6 protein-coding genes and 1 pseudogene are annotated in these 7366 nt (G+C 73.8%); 3 read left to right on the top strand and 4 right to left on the bottom strand.

Going from position 1 to position 7366, the window contains the following annotated elements; genetic code table 11:
* A pseudogene (locus tag MHW47_RS29630) lies at positions 1 to 769 on the top strand (hypothetical protein); the annotation flags it as partial.
* 96 nt (positions 770 to 865) lie between these two features.
* A complete protein-coding gene (locus tag MHW47_RS29625; RefSeq protein ID WP_239226868.1) occupies positions 866 to 1081 on the top strand; it encodes a zinc ribbon domain-containing protein in 216 nt (71 codons plus the stop codon).
* A 30-nt stretch (positions 1082 to 1111) separates the two neighbouring features.
* Here MHW47_RS29625 and MHW47_RS29620 read toward each other — a convergent pair whose 3' ends face one another.
* The 4 genes from MHW47_RS29620 to MHW47_RS29605 form a co-directional block, all read right to left on the bottom strand.
* Positions 1112 to 1771, bottom strand: a complete 660-nt coding sequence (locus MHW47_RS29620; protein ID WP_239226866.1) for an O-methyltransferase — start codon at positions 1769 to 1771, stop codon at positions 1112 to 1114.
* 189 nt (positions 1772 to 1960) lie between these two features.
* Positions 1961 to 2785 carry an HAD family hydrolase gene (locus MHW47_RS29615; protein ID WP_239226864.1) on the bottom strand — a complete coding sequence of 275 codons (825 nt, stop codon included), beginning with the start codon at positions 2783 to 2785 and terminating at the stop codon, positions 1961 to 1963.
* A complete protein-coding gene (locus tag MHW47_RS29610) occupies positions 2782 to 5292 on the bottom strand; it encodes a phosphoribosyltransferase (RefSeq protein WP_239226862.1) in 2511 nt (836 codons plus the stop codon). The genes MHW47_RS29615 and MHW47_RS29610 overlap by 4 nt, the downstream gene beginning before the upstream one ends.
* 101 nt (positions 5293 to 5393) lie before the next feature.
* A complete protein-coding gene (locus tag MHW47_RS29605) occupies positions 5394 to 6557 on the bottom strand; it encodes an HpcH/HpaI aldolase/citrate lyase family protein (protein WP_239226860.1) in 1164 nt (387 codons plus the stop codon).
* A 220-nt stretch (positions 6558 to 6777) separates the two neighbouring features.
* Between MHW47_RS29605 and MHW47_RS29600 the strand changes: the two genes are divergently transcribed.
* The coding region (locus MHW47_RS29600) for a TerD family protein (RefSeq protein WP_239226858.1) at positions 6778 to 7366 on the top strand (589 nt) is incomplete at its 3' end.

The raw sequence follows: 7366 nt of genomic DNA, 5'->3' as shown, positions 1-7366 counted from the left end.
GGCGTCCGGGCTGCGCGCCGACGACCTGGCGGCCCGGCTGGCCGCGCTGGCCCCCGAGCTGACCAAGCTCAACGAGGGCGCGGGGCGCCACGGCGTGCCCGAGACCCTCCGGCGCGCCGACCGGGTGCTGCGGGACGCCGAGGCCGTGCGGGCGGAGGCGGAGAAGCTGCCGGAGCGCGCCGCCGAGATCGACCGCCGCCTGGTGACCCTGCGCACCCGCGCCCAGGCCCTGACCACCCGGTCCGCGTCCGTCGAGCCCGTGCTCAGCGAGTTGCGGCGGCGGTTCTCGGCCGCCTGCTGGCAGGACCTCCAGCCGGTGCCGGAGCAGGCCGCGGTCAATGTGCGCCGGGCCGAGGAGAAGCTCAAGGAGGCCGCGCAGGCCCGCGAGGAGCAGCGCTGGGCCGACGCCACCTCCCGGCTGAGCACCGTGCGCGCCCTGCTGAACGCGACGGACGAGGCGGTGTCCGCCGCGGGTGACCGGCTGCGCCGGCTCGACGAGGTCGCCAAGGACCCGCAGCGGGAGATCGAGCGCACCCGGTTCGCCATCCGCGACGCCCAGCGGCTGGCGATGGCCGGGCGGCACACCCCCGAGCCGCGGCACGCCCGTCCGCTGGACGACGCGGTGTCGCGCCTCGACCAGGCGGTCACGGCCCTGGAGAACCGCCACCCGGACTACTGGCACTTCCTCACCGTGACGGAGTCCCTGCGCCGGACCGTCGCCGACGTCGTGGCCGACATCCGTGAGGAACGGGGCGCGGGCAGCCACTGACCCGGCACGGCAGGAGGGCGGAGCCCTCCCCGTACGTACGCGGCGCACGCCCGGCGCACCGCTGACGCGCCCGTCCGCTGCCGCTAGCCTGGCGTCATGCCTCGTTACGAATACCGCTGCCGTTCCTGTGGGGACACCTTCGAGCTGAGCCGGCCCATGGCCGAGTCCTCCGCGCCCGCCTCCTGCCCCGCCGGGCACGAGGACACGGTGAAGCTGCTGTCCACCGTCGCCGTCGGCGGCTCCCGTCCCGCGCCCGCCGCCGGAGGCGGGGGCGGCGGGGGTGGCTGCTGCGGCGGGGGCTGCTGCGGCTGACGCGGCAGCCGCCGGGGTGCCCGGCGCCCCTCAGCGCTTGCGGGACAGGGTCAGGCCGTCCGACACGGTGAGCATCACGCTGTCCATCCGGGTGTCCGCCGCCACGTGGTCGTTGAACTCCTGGATGGCCTTGGCCCCGCCCGTCGCGTCCGGGTCCGTCACCTGCCCGTGGAACAGCACGTTGTCCGTGGTGATGACCCCGCCCGGGCGCATCCTCGGCACCAGTTCCTCCCAGTACGCGATGTAGTTGCCCTTGTCCGCGTCCAGGTAGGCGAAGTCGATGTGGGGTTCCCCTGGCATCGCGCGCAGGGTGTCCAGGGCGGGCGCGATCCGCAGGTCGATGCGGTCGGCGACGCCTGCCCTCGCCCACGCCTCGCGGCCGTACGCCGTCCACTCCTCCGAGATGTCGCAGGCGATCAGCCGCCCGTCCTCCGGAAGGGCCTGGGCCATCGCCAGGGCGGAGAAGCCGGTGAAGGTGCCGACCTCCACGATGTGCCGGGCGCCGGTCAGCCGGACGAGGAAGGCGAGCAGCGGGCCCTGCTCCTCGGCGGACTGCATGCCCGCGTGGTCGGGCAGCCGGGCGTAGGTGGTCTCGACGAGCTCCCGCTGGACGGCGTCCAGCGGCGGGTTGTGCGCCAGCATGTACGCGTACAGCTCATCGGTGATCCTGGTGGAGTTTCCCTTGGTCATCGCACACGCCCCTCGTTCATCGCACACGTCCCTCGTTCATCCCACACGTCTTCCGGCCGTCGCGCCCGTCTCGTGGTCCTCGCACCTGCCTCTCGGCCGGCAACGACGGCGTTCCGTTGGGCCGCATGATCTCGCGGCGGGCGGGAAGAGCGCGACTCCGCCCCGCCGGTCGCGCCCGGCCGTGTCCCGTCAGGCGCTCGTCGCCCGCAGGAAGCGGCGCAGGATCTCCTCGCCCGCCGCCACGCCCCGTTCGGCGGTGGCCTCGATGTGCGGGGCGCTCCAGCCGGCGTCGGCGAGTTCGCCGTGGGCGGGGCGCCAGCCCTCGTCGGCGGCGAGCAGCAGGTCCGCGTCGAGGAGGGAGTCGCCGGCGGCGAGGGTGCGGGTCGCGCCGGTGCGGCGGGCGACCTCGCGCATGGCGGCGCTCTTGGTCAGCGGCCGCGGCACGGCGTAGATCTTGCGGCCCTGGAGGGACACGGTCCAGCCGCGCGGTTCCGCCCAGTCGGCGAGTTCCTTCGTCCAGTCCGGGGGCAGTTCGGCGCGGTCGACGACGAGGTAGGCGAACAGGTCCTCGGCGACGCGTTCCTTCAGCAGCCAGGCCGGGTCGGCGGTGGCGACGAGGTGGGCGCGGACCTCGTCCAGCGGGGCGCACTCGTCGGCGAGCCGGCGGGCGACGGTGCGCTGCCAGTCCGGGTCGGACTCTCCGTCCACCAGGATGTGGCCGCCGTTGGCGCAGATCGCGAACTCGGCCGGGCTCCCCGGCAGCCGGATGCGGTGGTACTGCTCGCGGGTGCGGGTGGTGGTGGGGACGAAGACCGTGGACTCGGCGTCCGTCAGGTCGCTGAGGAGACCGGCGGCGGTCTCGGTGACGTACGAGAGGGGCTTGTGCCCGTACACCTCGACGCAGAGCAGCCGGGGTGCCCGTACGTCCTCCATGGTGAGGTTGAGCGCGGCGGTCGAGTAGATCAGGGTGCGGTCGAGATCGCTGGCGATCAGGGTGACCGGGGAGGCCGTCACGCGGTCTCCACCGCCTTGCCGTCGGCGCCTGTGGCCCCTCGGGTGTACTGGGGGTGGATGAGCCCGACGCAGGTGTACGGGAGCGAGTCGACCTCCTCGACCGGGACGCCGCGCTGCTCGGCCAGCAGCCTGATGTGGTCCAGGTCCGGGCCGGCTCCGCGGCGTGCGAGGACCTTCCACGGGACGCGGCGCAGCAGGACGCGCGTGGTCTCGCCGACGCCGGGCTTCACGAGGTTGACGTCGTGGATGCCGTACTCCTCGCTGATGCGCTCCACCGCGGCCCAGCCCTCCCAGGTGGGGGCCCGGTCCGCGGCGAGCAGTTCCCGCACCTCGGCGTCGACGGCGTCCGCGACCTCCCCGAAGCGCGCGGCGACGGTGTCGAGGAAGAGGCCGGAGACGTCCGAACCGGCCAGCTCGCGGTAGAACTTCGCGCCGTGGAAGTCGTGCGGCCCGACGAGGTCGGCGCGCAGGACGGTACGGGAGACGAGCCCGGAGACCGTGGAGTTGAGGCAGGCGGAGGGGATCAGGAAGTCCTCGCGGGTGCCGTACGTCCGGACGCAGCCGCCGGGGTCGGCCAGTACCGCGATCTCCGGGTCGAAGCCGGCCACTCCCCCGGCCTTCTCGAACTCGGCGATCGCCGCGGCCAGTTCGCGGGTGATGGCGCCCTTGCCGGTCCAGCCGTCCACGAAGACGACGTCGGCCGGGTCGTGGTGGGCGGCCAGCCAGCGCAGCGCGTTGGCGTCGATGCCGCGTCCGCGCACGATGGAGACGGCGTAGTGGGGCAGGTCGGCGCCGTGCCGTTCCCGGGCCCAGCGGCGCATCAGCACGCCGACCGGTGTGCCGGCCCGGGCGAGGGAGACGAGCACGGGGCGCGGGCCGCGCTCGGCGAGCACCGTCTCGGTCACCGTGCCCACGGCGCGGGCGATCCGCGCGGCCGACAGGTCGAGGGCCACCTTGAACAGCTGCTGGTACTCGGCGGAGGGCTGGTACTCGACGGGGAGCGACTCCGCGTAGTGCGCGCCCCCGCTCTGTATCGCCTCCTCGCGCTCCTCCGTGGGCGCTTCGAGGCGGGTCTCCGAGAGGTCCTGGAGCAGCCACCCGACCTCGTCCGGCGCGTACGAGGAGAACGCGGGGCCGCGCAGGGGTTCGGGGAGCTGCATCAAGGCTTCTTCCTGGCAGTCGGAGGCTGTCGCCACGGGTGTGTACGAGGGGATCACCGCGAGCAGGACGTGCGCGGTGTGCGGAGCGAGCCGGTCGAGCAGCCCGCCGGGGGCGTGCAGGGCCGGGGTGTCGGCGGTGGAGTCGACGACGACGACCACGGCGTCGAAGCCGGCGCCGGCCACGTTGTACGCGTAGCGGTCGCCGGGGCCGTCGGCCGGGTCGTCGTGGGCGGGGAAGACGAGCCGGGTGCGTATCGCGTAGCCGGGATCGTCCACGGCCAGGACCGGGGAGCGGGTCGTGGTGGAGTAGCGGACCTCGGCGTCGGTGCGCTCCTCCAGGGCGGTCGCCAGGCGCAGCGGCGCGTACATCAGCTCCTCGAAGCCGAGGACGAGGACGCGGCGGGGGGTGTCGCCGAGCGCCTGTGCGACGCGGTCCGCCAGGGCGGGCAGGGCGGGCTCCAGGAGGGCGCGGTGGGCGGCCGTGAAGCCGTGCCGGCCGCCGTCCGGGACGCCGACGGGCCAGGGGAGGTCGAGGCGGGTGTAGGGGCGCGGGGCGGCCGGGACGCCAGGGACACCAGGGGCGGAGGGGGCGCCCGGGGCCGGGGCGGCGGGCACGGAAGCGGAGCTGCCGCTTTCGCGCGCGCGGTCGGCCGCCTCCCGTTCCGCCACCAGCGCCTGGCCCTTCTCCAGGACCCCGTCCGGCAGCGTGACCGTGCCGGTGGTGCGGGCCACCAGGTCCACGCGTGCGCCGATCTCCGCCGCGAACTCCGTGAGCCGGTCCCGGTCGGCCGGGGAGCGCATGTCCACCAGGGCCACGATCACGTACCGGTCCCGGGGGTAGCGCTCGTGCAGGGCGCGGATGGTGTTGAGGACGGTGTTGCCGGTGGAGAACTCGTCGTCCACGAGCACCAGCGCCGAGCCCTCCCCGCCGGACCGGCCGGCCGCCAGCAGCCGGGGGTCCTCCGGGAGCAGCAGGTGCGAGGTGGCGTGCGAGTGGGACTCCTCGAAGCCGCCCGCCCGGGCCACGCCGGGCACCGGCCGCCGGGTCGAGTGGAGGTAGGGCGCCTCGCCGAGGCCGTCGGCGACGGAGTGTCCGAGGCCGGTGGCGGTCTCCGCGTATCCGAGGACGACCGCCCGGCGCGCGCCGTCCTCGCCCAGGAGGGCGCGCACCCGGCGGCCCAGCTTGAAACCGGCGGCGTACACCACGGAGGGGCGCTGCGGGACGTGCTTGCCGAGGACGTTGGACACGAGCAGGTGTGCCCGCTTGGGGTTGCGCCGCAGGGCCAGGCCCAGCAGCTCGCGCAGCTCCCCGTCGCCCACCAGCCCGACGCCCAGTCGCTCCGCCACCCAGGTACCCGACCACACCACGTTCGCTTCTCTTTCCGTTCGTCCGCCGGACCCGGGGCGCCGCCCGCTCCGTCCGTACTCGATCCTGCCGCCGGTTCCGGTCACTCCGCGAGGCAGGCCGCCAGCAGGTCCACGAAGCCGATCTCCTCCCGGGCCACGCCGAAGACCTCGGCGCGCAGCAGCGTGCGCTCCGCCCAGGCCCGGTGGGGCTTCACCTCGTTCATCTTGTTCGTGTACGCGGAGCGCAGTACTCCGCCGCCGTCGCTCTCGGGCCGCAGGATGTCGCGGGCGTCGCTGTACTCCTCGTGGCTGACCACGGACAGGGCGTGCACGGGGGCGACGTGGGAGGGGTGGATGCAGGTCTTGCCCAGGAGGCCGTTGGCCCGGTCCAGGTCGATCTCGCGCAGGAGTCCGTCCAGGTCGTGGGCGATGAGCGCGGTGCGCAGCGACTCGGCCCGGTTCTGCTGGAAAGGGCTGCTGCGCAGCTGCGGCTTGAACATGCGCTCCTGGCGGGGGAAGTACTCCCAGACCGGTCCGGTGACGGTGAAGCCCGTCCCGTCGGCGCGGCCCAGCACGTTGACGACGTCGGCGATGACGTGGGCGACGATCCCCACGTCGTAGGCCGTCATGTCGGGGGAGCGCCGCAGCCCGTACGCGGAGCAGAAGTCGGTGACCCCGAGGCGCAGCGCGAGCACGCGGTCGCGGTGGGCGGTGACGAGGTCGGCGATGCCCCGGAGGGTGTCCGTGCGGGTCTCCAGGTGGAGCAGCTCGGGCGATTCGAGGACGGGCATGGCGAAGAGCCGCCGGCCCGCGCTCGCCTCGGCCTTGGTCAGGGCGTCCAGGAAGGGCAGCCCGCGCTCGTAGGTGAACTTGGGCAGTACGAATCCGGACAGCAGCCGGACCGAGGGGCCGAGGCGGCCCACCAGATCGGTGATCTGCGCCGGTTCGCGGACCCGGATGAACAGCAGCGGCAGCGTGGTGGCGCGCGCGTCGAGGTCGGCGAACTGCCGGACCAGGTTCTCCTCGGCTCCGGCGACCTCGGAGTCGTCGATGGAGTCCTCCAGGCACAACACCATCGAGACGACCCCGCGCCCGGCCAGCTTGACGATGTCGTCGGCGAGGCGGGGGCGGGTGGCGGGGCTGTAGAGCGTGGCGCCGAGGGCGGCGGAGAGGAGGGGCGCCGGTGAGTCGCGGTCGAACTCACAGGGCTGCTGGAAGAAGAGCCCGTCCTTCGCAGCAGGTGCAATATGCCCGAAATGACGCATGCAATTCCCCCCGTACTCTCTGACCGATCGGACAACGTGTGGCCGGTAATAGTACGTACGAACGGGTGTCGGCAGTTCCCGGCGGAGGTGAATTCCGGGTGTCGTACCCCTTTCGTGCTGCTTTCGAGGGAGGCGGAGCGGGTGAATCCGACCGGCGGCCGAAAGGGACACCACGCCCCCGCGTTGTCCGCGCGGGCGGCCAGCAGGCAGGATGACCGGCATGACGCACGCGATGGTGAAAGGCTCGAACGTCCCTCTCGACGCCATGGCCGTACGGGCCGTGCTGCGCTGGACGCCGGGCGCCGGAGTCCCCGACGTGGACGCCTCGGCCCTGCTGCTGGGCGCCGGCGGGCGCGTGCGCTCGGACGAGGACTTCGTCTTCTACAACCAGCCGCGTCACCCGTCGGGCCTGGTCCGCAGGCTGCCCAAGCGCAGCCTGCCGGAGGGCCTGACGGACACCATCGAGGCCGATCTGAACGCGCTCGACCCGTCGGTGGAGCAGGTCGTCATCGCCGCGTCCTCGGACGGGGCCGCCTTCGAGCACGTGCGCGATCTGCGCATCCTCCTCTACGACGCGGCGGCGGCCGGCGGCGAACCGCTCGCCGTGTTCGACGTGCGCGCGGAGACCGGCGAGGAGACCGCCATCATCTGCGGCGAGCTGTACCGGCGCGGGGACGGCTGGAAGTTCCGGGCGGTCGGGCAGGGCTATCCGACCGGTCTCATCGGCCTGGCGACCGCGTTCGGCATCTCGGTCGACGAGGCGGAGCCCGAGCCGGAGCCCCAGGCACCCGCCCAGCCCGAGCCGCAGC

It is taken from the genome of Streptomyces sp. OfavH-34-F (genome assembly GCF_022347745.1).
In the GTDB taxonomy this organism is placed as follows: Bacteria; Actinomycetota; Actinomycetes; order Streptomycetales; family Streptomycetaceae; genus Streptomyces.
This window is presented reverse-complemented; position numbering and strand designations above follow the sequence as displayed.

Excerpts from the sequence above, each read along its gene's own strand:
- MHW47_RS29625 (WP_239226868.1), top strand. The coding sequence starts at position 866 with ATGCCTCGTTACGAATACCGCTGCCGTTCCTGTGGGGACACCTTCGAG.
- MHW47_RS29620 (WP_239226866.1), bottom strand. The coding sequence starts at position 1,771 with ATGACCAAGGGAAACTCCACCAGGATCACCGATGAGCTGTACGCGTAC.
- MHW47_RS29605 (WP_239226860.1), bottom strand. The coding sequence starts at position 6,557 with ATGCGTCATTTCGGGCATATTGCACCTGCTGCGAAGGACGGGCTCTTC.